The sequence below is a fragment of the Aeromonas sp. ASNIH8 genome (assembly GCF_002919855.1).
GTDB classification, from domain to species: domain Bacteria; phylum Pseudomonadota; class Gammaproteobacteria; order Enterobacterales; family Aeromonadaceae; genus Aeromonas; species Aeromonas caviae.
In genome coordinates, this window is sequence record NZ_PQLN01000035.1 from 26,767 (window position 1) to 41,887 (window position 15,121).

Annotated in this window: 16 protein-coding genes and 1 riboswitch; of the genes, 6 read left to right on the plus strand and 10 right to left on the minus strand. The window is 62.2% G+C overall.

The annotated features are described in order from the left end of the window. Positions 1–68: 68 nt before the first annotated feature. Entirely contained in the window at positions 69–401 is a 333-nt protein-coding gene (locus tag C3418_RS11155; RefSeq protein ID WP_039039727.1) for a hypothetical protein, read from the minus strand. Between the two features lie 383 nt (positions 402–784). Here C3418_RS11155 and C3418_RS11160 point away from each other — a divergent pair, with 383 nt between their 5' ends. After that, the gene (locus C3418_RS11160) at positions 785–2,278 is read left to right on the plus strand and encodes a histidine-type phosphatase (RefSeq protein WP_103858510.1); all 1,494 of its coding nucleotides are present in this window, start codon (positions 785–787) and stop codon (positions 2,276–2,278) included. A gap of 52 nt (positions 2,279–2,330) precedes the next feature. Here C3418_RS11160 and C3418_RS11165 read toward each other — a convergent pair whose 3' ends face one another. After that, a complete protein-coding gene (locus tag C3418_RS11165) occupies positions 2,331–3,206 on the minus strand; it encodes a DMT family transporter (RefSeq protein ID WP_103858511.1) in 876 nt (291 codons plus the stop codon). Positions 3,207–3,302: 96 nt separating this feature from the next. Here C3418_RS11165 and C3418_RS11170 point away from each other — a divergent pair, with 96 nt between their 5' ends. Then, positions 3,303–3,761 (plus strand): Lrp/AsnC family transcriptional regulator, encoded by a 459-nt coding sequence (locus C3418_RS11170; RefSeq protein WP_103858512.1) that lies wholly within the window; start codon positions 3,303–3,305, stop codon positions 3,759–3,761. 81 nt (positions 3,762–3,842) lie between these two features. Here C3418_RS11170 and C3418_RS11175 read toward each other — a convergent pair whose 3' ends face one another. The 4 genes from C3418_RS11175 to treR form a co-directional block, all read right to left on the minus strand. Then, positions 3,843–4,463 (minus strand): sugar O-acetyltransferase, encoded by a 621-nt coding sequence (locus C3418_RS11175; RefSeq protein ID WP_043152895.1) that lies wholly within the window; start codon positions 4,461–4,463, stop codon positions 3,843–3,845. Next, positions 4,463–6,127 (minus strand): alpha,alpha-phosphotrehalase, encoded by a 1,665-nt coding sequence (treC, locus tag C3418_RS11180; protein WP_103858513.1) that lies wholly within the window; start codon positions 6,125–6,127, stop codon positions 4,463–4,465. Before treC ends, C3418_RS11175 begins: the two co-directional genes overlap by 1 nt. A gap of 88 nt (positions 6,128–6,215) precedes the next feature. Beyond that, the gene (treB, locus tag C3418_RS11185) at positions 6,216–7,646 is read right to left on the minus strand and encodes a PTS trehalose transporter subunit IIBC (protein WP_103858514.1); all 1,431 of its coding nucleotides are present in this window, start codon (positions 7,644–7,646) and stop codon (positions 6,216–6,218) included. A gap of 186 nt (positions 7,647–7,832) precedes the next feature. Next, the gene (treR, locus tag C3418_RS11190) at positions 7,833–8,780 is read right to left on the minus strand and encodes a trehalose operon repressor TreR (protein WP_041211765.1); all 948 of its coding nucleotides are present in this window, start codon (positions 8,778–8,780) and stop codon (positions 7,833–7,835) included. A gap of 134 nt (positions 8,781–8,914) precedes the next feature. On the opposite strand from treR, the gene C3418_RS11195 reads away from it, so the two are divergent. The 3 genes from C3418_RS11195 to ansB all read left to right on the plus strand — a co-directional run bounded on the left by C3418_RS11195 (position 8,915) and on the right by ansB (position 11,359). Continuing rightward, positions 8,915–9,865, plus strand: a complete 951-nt coding sequence (locus C3418_RS11195; protein ID WP_103858515.1) for an AEC family transporter — start codon at positions 8,915–8,917, stop codon at positions 9,863–9,865. Positions 9,866–9,976: 111 nt separating this feature from the next. Further along, positions 9,977–10,171 (plus strand): heavy-metal-associated domain-containing protein, encoded by a 195-nt coding sequence (locus C3418_RS11200; RefSeq protein ID WP_042015137.1) that lies wholly within the window; start codon positions 9,977–9,979, stop codon positions 10,169–10,171. Positions 10,172–10,300: 129 nt separating this feature from the next. Beyond that, on the plus strand, positions 10,301–11,359 hold the full coding sequence (gene ansB / locus C3418_RS11205; protein ID WP_010675782.1) for an L-asparaginase 2: 1,059 nt from the start codon (positions 10,301–10,303) through the stop codon (positions 11,357–11,359). A 94-nt stretch (positions 11,360–11,453) separates the two neighbouring features. On the opposite strand, the gene C3418_RS11210 is transcribed toward ansB, so the two are convergent. Beyond that, positions 11,454–12,440 carry a sodium:calcium antiporter gene (locus tag C3418_RS11210; protein WP_244053665.1) on the minus strand — a complete coding sequence of 329 codons (987 nt, stop codon included), beginning with the start codon at positions 12,438–12,440 and terminating at the stop codon, positions 11,454–11,456. An 89-nt stretch (positions 12,441–12,529) separates the two neighbouring features. Next, a riboswitch (yybP-ykoY riboswitch) is annotated at positions 12,530–12,636 on the minus strand. A 191-nt stretch (positions 12,637–12,827) separates the two neighbouring features. Here C3418_RS11210 and C3418_RS11215 point away from each other — a divergent pair. Further along, entirely contained in the window at positions 12,828–13,415 is a 588-nt protein-coding gene (locus C3418_RS11215; RefSeq protein WP_010675780.1) for a superinfection exclusion B family protein, read from the plus strand. A 63-nt stretch (positions 13,416–13,478) separates the two neighbouring features. Here the strand turns inward: C3418_RS11215 and C3418_RS11220 are convergent, their stop codons facing one another. From C3418_RS11220 to C3418_RS11230, 3 genes are all read right to left on the minus strand, one after another. Further along, a complete protein-coding gene (locus C3418_RS11220; protein ID WP_041211864.1) occupies positions 13,479–13,937 on the minus strand; it encodes a methylglyoxal synthase in 459 nt (152 codons plus the stop codon). A gap of 250 nt (positions 13,938–14,187) precedes the next feature. Next, positions 14,188–14,667, minus strand: a complete 480-nt coding sequence (gene bfr / locus C3418_RS11225) for a bacterioferritin (RefSeq protein WP_103858517.1) — start codon at positions 14,665–14,667, stop codon at positions 14,188–14,190. Between the two features lie 131 nt (positions 14,668–14,798). Continuing rightward, positions 14,799–14,993 (minus strand): (2Fe-2S)-binding protein, encoded by a 195-nt coding sequence (locus C3418_RS11230; protein WP_103858518.1) that lies wholly within the window; start codon positions 14,991–14,993, stop codon positions 14,799–14,801. Between the last annotated feature and the right edge of the window lie 128 nt (positions 14,994–15,121).

Genomic DNA, 15,121 nt, shown 5'->3' on the forward strand with positions numbered 1-15,121 from the left:
CTTGTCGTTGATCTCTCACCTGGTCGGCGTGTCTTTGCCAGACCCGGGAGGGACGTCGTCTGCGTTGATCAGCGGGGATTGCCGCTGCCGATGCCGAACGGGATGCGGTAATCGCTGCTCTGATCGCCGAGGCTGACGGTCAGGTTGCCCTGGGCGCGGCTCGGGATCTGTACCTGTTGGGTACCCATCAGGTTGGCGTGGACGGAGGCCACCAGATCACCGGATTCATCGCGCACCTCCAGCATGGGGTTGGCCTTGCCGGCCATGGCGGCGCTGGCATGCCAGTTCACGAACAGCACACCCGGGGTGGCGTTGAAGTCGGCGGGGACGGAAGCCTGGGCAACACCGGCGCTCATCAGGCCTGCAACGGCCAGCATCTTGATCACGTTTTTCATGTTCATTCACTCTCTTGGTTTTTATGTCATTGGCAAGGCCTGACAGGCCTGCATCAATGCATCCTTGCAAGAGGTCATTCAAATGGTGTGTTGTTTTGTCACGGATGTTTGTCACCCATGTGTATGGGGGACTGCCATGAACGACCAGTTGTTTTGCGGCTTGGCGCTCCTGCCTAAGCGATGTGTGAATATTAAGCGCCTCACCCGGTCATTGTTAGCGAGATAAACTGGCCTACACGTTCAAAAAATGTGAATGATGTTTTGTGGGGAGGAAGCAGGCAGGTTGGAGGGGGGTCACCCTTCCGGAGAGAGGTGCATGTCCCAGACCTGACACCGGATTGTCACATCCGGTGCGTACTGTGCGGCTTCATTTTCACACTTGTTCAAGGATGACTATGTTTCGCGTTTCCTCCCTTGCCGCCTGCGTGGCGGCCACCCTGCTGAGCGGCTGCCATTCGGGCAATGACTCCTCCTCGCCCGCCGTCGGCGACTATCAATACAGCACCAAGGCGGTCTATGCCGCCCGTCAGGCAATGAACAGCTATGAGGTTGCCCCTGAAGGCTTTAGTCCCGTCTTCACCGAACTGGTGGCACGCCACGGCTCCCGCTCGCTGTCCAGCCCCAAATACGACGTGCTGACCAAGCTGGTGTGGGAGGAGGCCGCGAGACAGGGGGCCTTGACCGAGCTGGGCCAACGGCTCGGCGCCAAGGTGGACGCCGTCACGGCCGCCAACCAGACCCTCGGCTATGGCCTGCTGAGTGCGCTCGGCAAGGAGGAGCACGCCAACCTGGCGACCCGGCTCGCCGAACGGCTGCCCATCCTGCTGACCGCTGAATCGACTCCCCTCTGCCTCAAGGTCGAGACATCGGGCAAGGATCGCGCCAACGAAAGCGCCTACTTCTTCATGCAGAGCCTGGCCAAACGGGTCTCTCTGGTGACAGACAGCCCCGACTGTTACGTAAGCCAGGAGAACCCTTCCGAGATCGACAAGGGGCTGCGCAACAAGTTCGAGCTCTACTTCCACAAGACCGAGCCGCAGGGGGAGTACACCCGGTATCTGCCCACCTTCCAGGCCTATCAGGCCTTTGTCGGGGACGAAGACAACGGGGTGGCTCCCGCTCCCGAGCTGACCGAGGCCCTCGATGCGCTCAAGGCCCTGCCCAGGACCCGGGTGATGGCCCGCGAGATGCTCGAGCGTCTCTACAGCAAGGCCTTCGTCGACGAGCTGGCCGCCGGGGTGGATTACGTGGCGGTGAATCCGGAAGACGGCGGCAAGACCCATGTGCGCGACGAGGTGGACGCCGCCCTCATGCTCTACAACCTCTTCATCATCGGCCCGGGGATGATCCGGGAGGCGCAGGCACAAGGCGGGTCCTGGGATCTCGAGCAGTTCATCACGCCAGAGGAGTCTGCCTGGTTCTCCTACCTTTCCGATGCCGAGGACTTCTACGAGAAGGGGCCGAGTCTTGCCAGCCAGAGCGCCACCTACGCCGTGGCCCAGCCCCTGCTTGACGGCCTCTTCAACGAGGTTCAGACCCAGGTGGTGGAAGAGGCGGGTGAGCATGTCGCCAAGCTGCGCTTCGCCCATGCGGAGACCCTGATCCCGCTGGCGGCCCTGATGAAGCTGGAAGGGAGCCGCCAGAGCGCCCAGCCCGGCGTGCTGATGAGCCAGGAAAACAACGAATGGCGTGGCGGCTGGGTCTCTCCCTATGCGGCCAACATCCAGTGGGATGTCTACCGCAACGAGGCCGGCCGGGTGCTGGTGAAGATGCTTTACAACGAGAAGGAGCTCGCCTTCAAGGCAGGTTGCGCCCCCATTGCTGTGGGCAGCTTCTTCTATGACTTCGGCGAGCTCAAACGCTGTTACGACTACTCGTCCTGACGCGCTCGTACCATCCCCGGGGCCGGTCATCGCCGGCCCCGATTTTTTTGGTTCAGGCGGAGCCGGCTTGTCGACGACCCGCCTGCCAGGTGGTGCCCATGGAGGCGGCGATGATGGCGGTTATCCCGAGCCATTGGGACGGGGGCAATTGTTCGCCCAGCCATACCAGTCCCATCAAGGCTCCCATGGCCGGTTCACCGCTGGTGAGAATGCCGTAGCTCTTGAGGGGAAGGCGGCGCAGGGCAAACATCTCGAGAGAGTAGGGGATGGCGCTCGAGAGCAGCCCCACCCCGATGATGGTGAGGATCACGGGGACGGTGAATGACGCCTCGATCGCACCCTCCAGCCCGAAGGGCAATACCAGCAGGGTGCCCACCCACATGCCCAGCGCCGGAGCCTGTGAGCCCAGCAAGGCTCCTGCCCGCTTTCCGGTGAGCATATAGAGCCCCCAGAAGAGGCCAGCCCCGAGAGCCAGTGCTGCACCCAGGGGATCGATGGCCTGCTGTGTTGCCCGCAGGGGCAAGAGCAGCAGCAGCCCGGCGATGGCCAGTATCAGCCAGATGAAGTCTGCCCGGTGGCGTGAGGAGAGCAGGGCCACCGTCAGGGGGCCGATGAACTCGATGGCCAGGGCAACGCCGAGGGGAATGCGTGCGATGGCGAGATAGAAGAGCAGGTTCATGGCCCCAAGCGACAGGCCGTAGGGGATGGCGCCCAGCAGGGTGCGTCGGTCGAGGGGGGCACGCCAGATGCGAAACACCAGGGAGAGAAGGAGGGCGGCGCACCCCAGCCGGAACAGGGTCGTGCCTGCGGCTCCGAGCAGGGGAAACAGGGATTTGGCTAGGGAGGCGCCGAGGGTGATCGACAACATGGCGAGCAGGACGGCCAGAAGAGAGGAGAGGGCATTGGGATTGGGTTGCATGGTGTTCATACCGAGCAGGACGATGGGCAGTAAAATATATCTGGAGACTTGGGTAAAACCGGTCTAATACTGGCCTTGTGCGATAATTTTTATCTAATGAACCCCATGACCGACAAATTTGATCTGCTCATCCTCGCCGAGCTGCAACAGGATGCCCGTCTGCCCACGACGGAGCTGGCCCACAGGGTCGGTCTTTCCGCCCCAGCTTGCTACCGCCGCGTCCGCGCCTTGCGGGAGTCCGGTCTCATCGAGCGGGAAGTGGCGCTGGTGGCACCGTCCACCATGGGCTGGCCCATCACCATGCTGGTGCTGGTGACCCTGGAGCGGGATCATGGCCGCATCGTCGATGAGATGATCGCCAGCCTGCAGCGGGAACCCGAGGTGATGGATCTCTGGTATGTGACGGGGGAGCAGGACTTCGTGCTGCAAGTGGCCGCCAGGGACATGCAAAGTTACGAGCAGTTCACCCGTCGGGTGCTCCATGCCAGGGATCAGGTACGCAGTTTCAAGACTCTGGTGGCCATGGGACAGCACAAGCGTTGCGGCGCCTTGCTGCCCGGGTAAAGAGGGGGTTGCGCCGAAGCCTTGCCGGCAGAGCGCCGTCAGGGAAAGGAACAGGGGCAGGTACGGCCTGCCCCCTCTGTGTCAGCCTGGTTCCCCGGGCGCCAGCTCCTCTGCCGTCATGGGGCGCAAGACCCGGCAGGGATTGCCGACCGCCACTACGCCTGCCGGAATGTCTCTGGTGACAACGGACCCCGCCCCGATGACGCTGTTGTCCCCTATGGTGACGCCCGGGCAGATGACGACGCTGCCCCCAATCCAGACGTTGTTGCCGATACGCACCGGTTTGCCGAACTCCACCCCCTTGATGCGCGGCGCTACCGCCACCGGGTGGGTAGCGGTGTAGATCTGCACTCCGGGGGCCAGCAGCACGTTGTCGCCTATGTGTACCTCGCACACATCCAGGATGGTGCAGTTGAAATTGGCGTAGAAATTCTCGCCGACAAAGATGTTGGCGCCATAGTCGCAGAAGAAGGGGGGCGTGATGAAACAGCGTTCTGCGCGGCCACCCAGCAGGCGGGTGAGGCGCTCATCCCAGTCAGGGGCATCGGTTCGCTCCCGGTTCAGTTCTCCCAGCAGGGCGCGGCACTGCTCCCGCGCAGCCCGCAGTTCGGGGTCCCCTGCATCATAGGGCGCTCCCGCCACCATCTTCTGCCACTCGGGGCCACGCACGGCGGGCCGCTGCACTGTTGTTGCGTCAGTCATCATTGCTCCATCAGCCAGATCAGGGATTCGTAAGGGCGCAGCTTGCAGGATTGCGGGCGGGCCGGGCTATCCGGGTAGTTGCCAAGCAGCAGCCGCGCCTCCCCGCTTTGCAGCTCGGCAGGCAAGGCAAACTCCACCGGCTCGCCGTAGAAGTTGCTCACCACCAGCAGGGTCTGACCGTGGGCGCGGCGGGCATAGGCCCAGATCTGCGGGTGCCCGGTCAGCAGCTCCTGATAATCCCCCTGAGTGAAGATGGGGTGCGCCTTGCGAAGGGCGATGAGATCCCGATAGTGCCAGAACACCGAGTGCTGGTCGGCGAGCGCCGCCTCGGCGTTGATCTCGGGGTAGTTGGCGGCTGGCTTGAGCCAGGGCGTCCCGCTGGTGAAACCGGCGTTGGGGGCGGCACTCCACTGCATCGGGGTGCGCGAGTTGTCCCGGGACTTGGCGCCGAGAATGGCGAGGATCTCGGCCTCGCTCATCCCTTCCGCCTGCTTGATGGCGAAGATGTTGCGGCTCTCCACATCCTGATAGTCGTCGATGTGCTGATAGCCGGGGTTGGTCATGCCGATCTCCTCCCCCTGATAGATGTAGGGGGTGCCTTGCAGGCCGTGCAGCGTGCTGGCCAGCATTTTGGCGGCGACCACCCTATGCTCGCCCTCATCGCCGAAACGGGAGGCGATGCGCGGCTGATCGTGGTTGCACCAGAACAGCGCCGACCACCCCTTGCCATGCATACCGCTCTGCCAGTGGTTGAAGATGCGCTTGAGTTCGAGGAAATCGAACGGGGCCTTGGTCCACTTGTCGCCGCCCGGGTAATCCACCTTGAGGTGATGGAAGTTGAACACCATGGAGAGCTCGGAACCATCCAGCGCGCCATAGCGCTGGCAGTGTTCCAGGCTGGTGGAAGACATCTCGCCCACCGTCATGGCCCCCACGGGGGCGAAGACGTCGCGGCTCACATCCTGCAAAAATTCGTGGATGCGCGGCCCGTCGGTGTAGAAGCGGCGGCCATCCCCCACCTCGTCGTCAGGGAATGCCTGATCCTTGGAGATGAGGTTGATGACGTCGAGGCGGAAACCGTCGACCCCTTTCTTCGCCCAGAAATGGATGATCTTCTTCACCTCGGCGCGCACGGCCGGGTTCTCCCAGTTGAGATCCGCCTGCTCGCGGGCAAAGAGGTGCAGGTAGTACTGGCCGGTGGCCGGATCCAGCTCCCAGGCGCTGCCGCCAAACTTGGATTGCCAGTTGTTGGGCACGCCGCCGTCCACCGGATCTTTCCAGATGTAGTAGTCGCGATAGGGGCTGTGCTTGTCCCCCAGCGCCGACTTGAACCAGGCGTGCTCGGTGGAGGTGTGATTCACCACGATATCCATCACGATGCGGATGCCGCGCGCATGGGCGGCGCCCAGCAGGGCCTCGAAATCGCTCATGGTGCCGTAGGCGGGATCTATGTTGAGGTAATCGGCGATGTCGTAGCCGTTGTCCACCTGGGGGGAGACGTAGACCGGGGTCAGCCAGAGGGCATCGACCCCCAGCGTCTTGAGATAGTCGAGGCGGGCCATGATCCCCTTGAGATCACCGGTGCCACGGGCGCCGGAATCCTGAAAGCTTTTGGGGTAGATCTGGTAAATCACGGCGCTTTGCCACCAGGGTGTCTGTGTCATGGTTGGTTCGCTCATTGGTTGAAACCGGATTAGTTGGAACAGGGCAACGATAAAGGGCGGAGCCAGGGCTCCGCCGAGGTTGTGTGGATCAGGCCGTGGCCAGATCCAGCTTGCCGGCAGCCTGCTGGCGCTTGTAGACCAGCAGGGTCAGCAGGGCGGGGACCACGATGGCCACCAGCATGGCGACGGCGTAGATGCCCCAGTATTGCGGCTGGATGGAGAGGATGCCCGGCAGGCCGCCCACCCCGATGCCGTTGGCCATCACACCGGTGAAGCCGCAGATGAGAGCCGCACAGCTTGAGCCCACCATGGCGCACAGCATGGGGAACTTGTACTTGAGGTTGATGCCGTACATGGCCGGCTCGGTCACCCCGAGATAGGCGGAGATGGCGGCCGGGACCGAGATCTCCCGCTCGTTCTCCTTGCGGCTGATCAGGATGATGCCGACGACCGCAGACGCCTGGGCGATGTTGGAGAGGGCGATCAGCGGCCAGATGGGGGTGCCGCCCATGCTCTGCATCAGTTGCAGGTCCACCGCGTTGGTGGTGTGGTGGATGCCGGTGATGACCAGGGGCGCATAGAGGAAGCCGAACAGGGCGGCGCCGATGGGGGCAAACGAACCCGTCATGGCCGCCTTGGCGGCAAAGCCGACGCCGTCACCAATCCAGCGGCCGAACGGACCGATCAGGGCGTGTGCCACGATCACCGCCAGCAGCAGGGAGATGAAGGGCACAATCACCAGGTAGAGATAGGCCGGGATGATGCGCTTGAGGCTGGTCTCCACCCAGGCGAGGAAGACACCCGCCAGCAGGGCCGGAATGACCTGGGCCTGATACCCCACCTTCTGGATGACGAAGAGGCCGAAGTCCCACACTTCCGGGGTCTGCTGGCCGATGCCATAGGCGTTCATCAGTTGCGGCGACACCAGCGTGATACCCAGCACGATGCCGAGGATCTCGGAGCCGCCCATCTTCTTCACCGCAGACCAGCAGACACCCACCGGCAGGAAGTGGAAGATGGCTTCACCCAGCAGCCAGAGGAAGGCGTGCACCTGGGCCCAGAACTGGCTGATCTCGATGAGGGTGTGGGTGCCGTCGTCGAACATCTTGATGTCGCCGATGACGTTGCGAAAGCCCAGGATCAAACCACCGGTGATGATGGCGGGCAGCAGGGGGACGAAGATCTCGGCCAGGTGGGAGATGCCGCGCTCCAACGGGTTCATGTTGTGGCGGGCGGCCTGCTTGGCGGCCTCCTTGCTGCCACCGCTCACGCCGATCTCCTGGGTGAGCGCCTTGTACCACTGATCCACCTCGTTGCCGATCACCACCTGGAACTGGCCGCCCTGGGTGAAGCTCCCCTTCACCGAAGGGATGGTCTCGATGGCCTTGGGGTCGGCCTTGGCCGGATCGGCCAGCACGAACCTGAGCCGGGTCAGGCAGTGGCTGACAGTGGTGATGTTCTCTTTGCCGCCGATCCGCTCGATCAGCTGCGCCAGATGCTGTGTGTTGACTTTTGACATGAGCCTTCCCTCTGTGACTCCATGAATAATGGTCGTGTCTTTACCGGCTGGCCAAGGACCGCCCGTTTATTGGTATCGTTCCCAATCAGCATGAAGCCAGTGGCTGGCATCGGCAATGGGAACGTTCCCAATTCGTGGCGCTGGTCACAAAAAGCGCAAAACGCCGGGAATGGAGGAAAAGATAGACTACAGGGGCTGACAGGGGGCGATGGTCGCTCTGGGGGGCTGCCCCTCTTCAATCTGATCGAGCAGCTGTCTGGCGGCCAGTATACCGGCATCCTTGTAGCCGAAATCCAGGCTGAGGGTGTTGGCAAAGAGGAAAGTCAGCATGGGATTGCTGCCAAGGCCGCTCACCAGGATGTCGGTGCGACCCTGCTCCTGCAGGTATTTGGCGGCGCCGATGGCCAGGGTGTCGCTGGCACAGACCATGGCCTGAGTGGTGGGGGTGAGCAGCTCGGCCGCGAGCCGATAGCCGCTTTGCAGACCGAGATCCCCGAGGGCGCTGCGGGGCGTGCGCCCCTGTTCCCGACAGTAGTCGAGGTAAGCCTGATGCCGACGCAACCCGGTGGTGAGATCGCTGCGTTCCACCCCGAGATAGGCGACCTCGGTCAGGCCACGCTCCCCGAGGTGGGCAAGCACGGCGCGCACCGCCCCGTCATCGTCGAAGCAGACCGACGAGAAGCCGGGGCGCTCGCGGGCCATCAGCACCAGTTTCTCCCTGAGCGGCGCCATGGCGGCATAGTCCAGATCGTTGAAGGCAAACAGGATGATGCCGTCCACCCCGCGCCGCTCCAGCACCGCCAGGTGCTCGCTCACCTTGGCGGGGGAGAACTTGCTCTCCATCAGCACAGCGTCGTAGCCACGCTGGTAGAGGGTCTCCAGCATGCCGCGCACCGCCTGGTTCTCGGAGCTGGAGTCGAGGCGCGACACCACGATGCCGACCACCTGCTGGCTCTGGCTGCGCATGGCCCGCGCCGATTTGCTCGGGACGAAACCGTGCTGGGCGATCACCGATTCGACCCTGGCCCTGGTCTGGGCATTGACCTTGGGATCCTGATTGAGCACCCGGGAGACGGTCGACTTGCCGACCCCGCTGAGGCGAGCGATATCGAGGATGGTCAGTTTCTTTTCCATGGGGGATCCGTGACAGGGGAGGGCGACAATCGGGATGCAGACATTGTTGTGATTAACTCCTGTGAATACAAGCCCATGGCGTTAGAATGCCCTTTCCCAGGCGACTTTCTTCGCCGTTGCACAGGACGCGCATCATGTATCTGTTGGCAAGTCTGCACTTCTCTCTCTCCATCACGGGCCCCATCTGTCTGGTGCTGGTACTCGGCATCTGGCTCAAGCGGCTGGGTCTCTTGCCCGACAGCTTCGTCGAGTCCGCCTCCCGTCTGGTGTTCCAGGTCACCCTGCCAGCTCTCTTGTTCCTGAGCATGGTGCGTACCGATTTTTCCACCATGCCGAGCCCCTGGCTCATCCTCTATGGCCTGCTCGGTACCCTCGCCGGTTTCCTGGTGCTGGAGGTGCTGGCGGCCCGTTTCATCAGCGAGCAGAAATTGCGGGGCATCTTCGTGCAGGGCAGCTTTCGCGGCAACATGGGGATCATGGGGCTGGCCTATGTGCAAAACGCCTACGGCCCGGAGGGGATAGGGGCCGCCGCCCTGCTGGTGGGCTCCATCACAGTGCTCTACAACGTGCTCGCTGTGATCACCCTGACCCGCAGCCTGGGGGGCGGAAAGGGGCTCGCCCCCATACTCAAGGGGATCGTCAAAAACCCCCTCATCATCGCCATTCTGGCGGCCCTGCCCTTCGGTCTGCTCGGCATCGAACTGCCCCAGCTGGTCATCACCACGGGCAACTATTTCGCCAACATGACCCTGCCGCTGGCCCTGCTGTGCACCGGCGCCAGCCTCAACCTCAAGGCCCTGCGCGGCGGCGCCATGCTGACCGGCTGGGCCACGGTCAACCGGTTGTGCTGCATCCCCGTGCTGCTGGTGCTGGGGGCCTGGGCGCTCGGCTTCAGCCCGCAGGCCCTCGGCATCCTGTTTCTCATCAGCTCAACCCCCACCGCCGCCGCCAGCTATGTGATGACCCGCGCCATGGGCGGTGACAGTGCCCTCGCGGCCAACATCATCGCCACCACCACCCTGGGCTCGCTCGTCACCACCAGCCTGGGGGCCGCCCTGATGAACTACCTGGGACTGATGGGGTGATGGGGCGCCGCCATGATGCACGACCCGGGGTTGACGGGATCGGCATTCACCCTTGACCTTGCCGGAGGCGGCAGCTTTAGGCTGAGGTCACATCGACAGAGGAGAGAGCCCATGACCATCGAACTCACCGTTACCGGCATGTCCTGCGGCGGTTGCGCTGCCAGCCTGCAAAAGGCCTTGCTGGCCCAGCCAGCAGTCCGCACCGCCACGGTCGACTTTGCCAGCCGCCAGGCCGTCATCGAGAGCGAGCTGAGCAAAGCCGAGTTGATCGCCCTGATCGAGGCGAGAGGCTTTCAGGTAGAGTGAATTATCACTTAATTGGTATAAATCAGACTAATATTCTGCTTACTTCTTTTTATTGGTGAGAGTGATCACTTAAATCCCGTTTAAAAAGAATAAAAATGCTGCAATTCCCTCATCCAAAAGGATTGCAGCATGACCCTTCCCATTCGCAAGACCCTGATCGCCGCCGTGCTCGGCCTGACCCTCTCCCCCATGGCCATGGCGCTGCCCAGCGTGCACATTCTGGCCACCGGCGGCACCATCGCCGGGGCGGGCCAGTCCGCCACCCAGTCCAACTACGAGGCCGGCAAGGTGGCCATCGAGACGCTGATCGCCGCCGTGCCCGAGATGAAAAACGTGGCCGACGTGCAGGGTGAGCAGGTGGTCAAGATCGGCTCCCAGGACATGAACGACGAGGTGTGGCTCACGCTCGCCAAGCGGGTCAACGCGCTGCTGGCCAGGGATGACGTGGACGGCATCGTCATCACCCATGGCACCGACACCATGGAGGAGACCGCCTACTTCCTCAATCTGACCGTCAAGAGCGACAAGCCGGTGGTGCTGGTGGGCGCCATGCGCCCCTCCACCGCCATGAGCGCCGACGGCCCGATGAACCTCTACAACGCCGTGGTGACCGCCTCCGACCCCGCCTCAAAGGGACGTGGCGTCATGGTGGCGATGAACGACACCGTGCTGGATGCCCGCGACGTCACCAAGACCAACACCACAGGAGTGCAGACCTTCGCCTCCCCCAACTTCGGCCCGCTCGGCTACATCCACAACGGCAAGATCGACTACCAGCGCAGCCCGGCCCGTCTGCATACCAGCAAGACCCCGTTCGACGTGAGCAAGCTCGACAAGCTGCCCCAGGTCGGCATCGTCTACAGCTACGCCAACGCCTCGGACCTGCCGGCCAAGGCCCTGGTGGATGCCAAGTTTGACGGCATCGTCAGCGCCGGGGTGGGCAACGGCAACCTCTACCACACCCTGTTCGACACCCTGGCCAAGGCGAGCAAGGACGGCATTCGCGTGGTGCGTTCCGCCCGCGTGCCGACCGGTTCCACCACCCTGGATGCCGAGATCGATGACGCCAAGTACGGCTTCGTCGCCGCCGAGACCCTCAACCCGCAGAAGGCGCGGGTGCTGCTGATGCTCGCCCTGACCCAGAGCAAGGATCCGGCCCAGATCCAGCGCTGGTTCCAGCAGTTCTAAGACCTCGGCTCGGTCTGATTGACACTACCCCGTGAGATGAAGGGCAGGATGGGATCCTGCCCTTTCTTGTTGCGCCAGAGGCAGAGGCCGGCCCTCAGCTCATCATCAGCCAGCCGCAGAAACCCAGGTAAACCAGTCCCACCAGGGCGAGCCTGCCCGCCGTCATCCGCTCCCGACTGAACCCCCACCACAGCAGCGTGACCGCCAGCAGCGTCACCAGGGAGGAGGCCATCATGGTGCTGTCCAGCAGCCAGGGAGTGAACAGCAGGCAGAACGCCTTGGGAATGGTGCCCTGGATCATCATGGCGCCGGAGATATTGGCCAGCGCCAGCCGGTGTTTGCCCTGCCGCACCCAGATAAGCACGTTCATCAGCTCGGGCATTTCGGTGGCCACCGGGCTCAGCAGCAGGGCCGCCTGCACCGGAGAGAGACCGAACAGCTCGCCCATGTTCTCCAGCTGGTGAACGAACAGCTGGGCCGCCAGCGCCACCACACCGAGCGCCACCAGGGTTTGCAGCAGCACCTTGCCGAGCGCCGGGATCCTGGCGTGCGGATCCAGCTTGAGGGGGGAGGGCAATTCCGCATCGTGGCTGTCGGTCTGTTTCAGCTCACGTCGCACATAGAGGAGGTACATCAGCACGAACAGGGGGGCCAGCCAGGTTTTACCGGTGAAGGCCACCATGCCAAGCAGCACGGCCAACAGGAAGATGCCGGCAAACCAGGCCTGATCGCGGCCTATCTCCCGCTGCACCTCGCCATTGATGGCTCTGTGCTCCCGGCTCATGCACAGCAGCAGGGTCACGCCGACGGCAGCATAGCCAAGGGTGGAGAGCACCAGGGGACCGCCGAGGGCCGCACCTATGCCTATCTGCTGCTGGGCGGGGGCATCCCCCATCAGCAGGGCGGTCAGGGTGACGATGCATTCGGGCAGGGCCGTGCCGAGGGCGGCCAGCAGAGAACCGGTGGCGCTTTGGGACAGTTTGAAATGATGGCCGGTCCATTCGATGCCGTTGACGAAGTATCCGCAGGCCAGATAGATGGTGACGGCAGAGATCAGAAATAACAGCAAGGTTATCAGCATGATGAGTAACCGCCAGGCGAGCAGAACAACCGATGGACCCGATACGGCTCGCCCGGCTGGCGTGCATATCGAGGCCAAAGGTCTTGCAGGACGATAGGTGCTATCGCCGCCCATGCCATGGATCTGCGGATCCAAGAGTGTTGACATGGGCCCTGCCCGGATTTCGGGCGGGTTGCTACTCCCCAGTGACAGTGCGGGCTTTTTACCAAGTGGCTCGGTGAGTCGCAAGGCCAACAGGAGATGATCCGCGCGACAAGTTGTAAAAGGATGTGACAACCCCCTCGACTCTCCCGTCCGGGATCCTGATCTTTTTACGGGGATCCTTGTGCTGGCACAGCGATTGCTACGAGTTGGCTACTGTCCACATTGACTTGGGAAGGGTGAACGATGAAACGGTGGATCCAACATTTTTACCAGCTTAATCGCCTCAACTGGCTGATGGTCTGGCTGCTGCTTTGCTGCAGCATCATCCTGCTGTTTCCGGCCGGATTGATGAAAGGTGCCGTGAGCCAGTGGGCCACGGCTCATGCGGCCTGGCTTGGGGTCGGCATGTTGATCGCCATCTCCTATTTCTGCAGTCAGGGCTTCCTGATCGCCTGGGAGTGGGCCTGTGACGAGTGGCAGTCCCGCCGCCAGCAGGATCAACTGGCCCAGATGATTGGCTTCCTCGACTTCAACGAGAAGGCGGTGCTGCGGGAGTTCGTACTGCAACGGAAAAGCGTCATAAACCTGCCGATCACCGAACCCGCCGTCAAAAACCTGATGGATGCCGGCGTGCTCACCTACGCCTACGGCAAGCCGACGCGAGAGAAGGAGGACGAGAACCAGATCCGCGCCCTGATGATCGCCCTGCCAGCGCGCCCTCTGCTGACCTACAAGGTTCTGGGGCTGTCGCGGGGCAAGATGAGCGACGAGCAGGTGGAGCAGATCATGAATGCCAGGCCCAAATTCGCGCAGAAAAGCCTCCAGCGCTGACCTTTCCCCCCATGAAAGAAAAGAGCCGGACATCTGTTCCGGCTCTTTGCTGTCTGGCGTTGCTTATTCGGTTCTGGCCTTGAGGTAGCCGGCGTAGTCGGGCACCTGGACGCTGAATGCCTGCTGCATGTGCGGGCTGTCCATGATGAAGTCCGCCGTCGCCTCGTTGGTGGCGACCGGGATGTTCCAGACGGCCGCGAGGCGCAGCAGGGCCTTGACGTCAGGATCGTGGGCGGCGGGATTGAGGGGATCCCAGAAGAAGATCATCACGTCTATCTTCCCTTCGGCGATGAGGGCGCCGAGCTGTTGATCCCCTCCCATGGGGCCGGAGAAGAGGCAGGTAATGGGCAGCTGCGCCTTCTTGCCGAGCAGGGTGCCCGTGGTGCCGGTCGCATAGAGATGGTGGAGCTTGAGCTCCTCCTTGCGGCGCAGCACCCAGTTCAGCAGAGGGGCTTTCATGTTGTCGTGAGCCACCAGGGCAACCCGTTTGTGGGGCGCCATCTCGCGTGCAATCAGTTCCATGGAGGTCATCCGTAGCAAAATGATGGGAATGGGGTCGTATCCTAATCGAAAGCGGCGCCTGCCGCTGCCCCATGCATCGTAACTGTGATCCCGGAGGCGGTTCAATCCGGCGCCTGCCACCCTGGCAGCCTCTGGCCTGCCTTGTCAGCAGCCAGGTTGGCTACCGTATCGTAGGGCAAGATCTCTGCCGCTGGTGCCATGAAAAAACCCGCCTGGGCGGGTTGGGATTGTCTCTTGATGTCATCGCGATTCAGGATGACTCGGCATGGAGCTGGGATTGCTGGTAGTTTTCCAGACCGATACGAGCGATGAGATCGAGCTGGGTTTCCAGCCAGTCCACATGCTCCTCTTCATCTTCCAGGATCCCCTGAAACAGGTCGCGGCTGACGTAGTCCTGCACGGACTCGGCATAGGTGATGGCGACTTTCAGGTCGGGGATGGCGTCCATCTCCAAAGACAAGTCACAGCGCAGCATCTCTTCCACCGTCTCACCGATGCGCAGCTTGCCCAGATCCTGCAAGTTGGGCAGCCCTTCCAGAAACAGCACCCGCTTGACCAGCTCGTCGGCATGTTTCATCTCATCGATGGATTCGTGATACTCCTTGTGCCCCAGCCCTTTGAGGCCCCAGTCATCATAGATGCGGGCATGCAGGAAGTATTGGTTGATGGCAACCAGCTCATTGGCCAGCACCTTGTTGAGGTGGGCAATGATTTTGGGATCTCCTTTCATCGACATTACTCCTCGTGTTCGAGCCTAGGCAACGATCACTAGAGCTTAGTCCAGAAACATGACCATAACGTGATGGGGAAAGTCGTCCCCTGGAGGGCAGAAGGAGAGATGAAGACGAGAAGTCGGCGGTTTTACGCCACTTCGTAATAGAGCGGTGCCTGCTCTGACCTCATCTTGTCGATTTCGGTAGCGATGATCTCCATCGCCATGCGCACACATTTACCACATTGGGCACCGACTTCCAGCGACTGTTTCAACTGTCTGAATTCAGTCTTGCCTGCCTGTACCGCCTTGCGGATCTGGTTATCTGTGATGCCGCGGCACAAACCTGTCTCTTGATCAGATCTTGATCCCCTGTGCCATCAAATCCTTGGCGGCAAGAAAGCCATCCAGTTTACTTTGCAGGGCTTCCCAGCCTTCCCAGAGGGCGCCCCAGCTGGCAATTCCGGTTCGC

Coding starts and splice junctions, on each gene's coding strand:
- C3418_RS11155 (WP_039039727.1), bottom strand. CDS start 401: ATGAACATGAAAAACGTGATCAAGATGCTGGCCGTTGCAGGCCTGATG.
- C3418_RS11160 (WP_103858510.1), top strand. CDS start 785: ATGACTATGTTTCGCGTTTCCTCCCTTGCCGCCTGCGTGGCGGCCACC.
- C3418_RS11165 (WP_103858511.1), bottom strand. CDS start 3,206: ATGAACACCATGCAACCCAATCCCAATGCCCTCTCCTCTCTTCTGGCC.
- C3418_RS11170 (WP_103858512.1), top strand. CDS start 3,303: ATGACCGACAAATTTGATCTGCTCATCCTCGCCGAGCTGCAACAGGAT.
- C3418_RS11175 (WP_043152895.1), bottom strand. CDS start 4,463: ATGACTGACGCAACAACAGTGCAGCGGCCCGCCGTGCGTGGCCCCGAG.
- treC (WP_103858513.1), bottom strand. CDS start 6,127: ATGACACAGACACCCTGGTGGCAAAGCGCCGTGATTTACCAGATCTAC.
- treB (WP_103858514.1), bottom strand. CDS start 7,646: ATGTCAAAAGTCAACACACAGCATCTGGCGCAGCTGATCGAGCGGATC.
- treR (WP_041211765.1), bottom strand. CDS start 8,780: ATGGAAAAGAAACTGACCATCCTCGATATCGCTCGCCTCAGCGGGGTC.
- C3418_RS11195 (WP_103858515.1), top strand. CDS start 8,915: ATGTATCTGTTGGCAAGTCTGCACTTCTCTCTCTCCATCACGGGCCCC.
- C3418_RS11200 (WP_042015137.1), top strand. CDS start 9,977: ATGACCATCGAACTCACCGTTACCGGCATGTCCTGCGGCGGTTGCGCT.
- ansB (WP_010675782.1), top strand. CDS start 10,301: ATGACCCTTCCCATTCGCAAGACCCTGATCGCCGCCGTGCTCGGCCTG.
- C3418_RS11210 (WP_244053665.1), bottom strand. CDS start 12,440: ATGCTGATAACCTTGCTGTTATTTCTGATCTCTGCCGTCACCATCTAT.
- C3418_RS11215 (WP_010675780.1), top strand. CDS start 12,828: ATGAAACGGTGGATCCAACATTTTTACCAGCTTAATCGCCTCAACTGG.
- C3418_RS11220 (WP_041211864.1), bottom strand. CDS start 13,937: ATGGAACTGATTGCACGCGAGATGGCGCCCCACAAACGGGTTGCCCTG.
- bfr (WP_103858517.1), bottom strand. CDS start 14,667: ATGAAAGGAGATCCCAAAATCATTGCCCACCTCAACAAGGTGCTGGCC.